This is a genomic window from Streptomyces sp. NRRL B-1140 (assembly GCF_001280065.1).
Classification (GTDB): domain Bacteria; phylum Actinomycetota; class Actinomycetes; order Streptomycetales; family Streptomycetaceae; genus Streptomyces.
This window is the reverse complement of record NZ_LGEA01000151.1, coordinates 1-626: the sequence shown is the minus strand read 5'-3', so window position 1 is coordinate 626 and position 626 is coordinate 1. Positions and strand designations below refer to the sequence as shown.

Annotated in this window: 1 protein-coding gene; it reads right to left on the bottom strand. The window is 72.0% G+C overall.

The window, feature by feature from the left end:
- A partial coding sequence (locus ADK65_RS34445) for a TetR/AcrR family transcriptional regulator (RefSeq protein ID WP_053675230.1) occupies nt 1-625 on the bottom strand: 625 nt, incomplete at its 3' end.
- Between the last annotated feature and the right edge of the window lies 1 nt (nt 626).

The window sequence follows — 626 nt, the reverse complement described above, 5'->3', positions numbered from 1 at the left end:
CGGGGAGGGGGCGTCGGGCGACCTCGTGGGCGTCGTCCGGTGGGACGCCCAGCATGCGCAGGACCATCTCGGCGAGGTTCACCGCGGCTTCGTCGCCGTCCAGGTCGGGGCGGGCGAACCTCATCTCCACCAACGAGAGCAGGGTTCCGCCGAGTGCGGTCAGGGCGATCGCCGGGTCGACGGGGGTGAAGCGGCTGGAGGCGAGGCCGGCTTCGAGGTCGCGCAGGGCCCGCCGGGCCAGGCCGTTGTCGGAGTGGATGTGGCCCATGCCGCGCAGGCGCAGGACTTGCATCAGCTCGGGGTGGGAGTCGGCCATGCGAGCGCTGAGCCGGAAGCCCGCCGCGACGAGTTCCGCGGGGTCGTCGATTCCCGCGAGGCGCTCGTCGAAGTTCTGGCCGAACTCCTCCATGGCGTCCACCACGGCCGCGTCGAACAGCTCCGTCTTGGACTGGAAGTGGTTGTAGAAGGAGCCGAAGCCGACGTCGGCGCGCTCGGCGATCGCCTGGATGCTGGCGCTGGTGTCCCCGGTCTCGGCGAGGATCTGCCGGGCGGCGCGAATGAGCGCGCGACGGGTCTCGGCGCGGCGCCGCTCGAACCGGTTGCTGGGCGGGGCTGACGTAGGCATG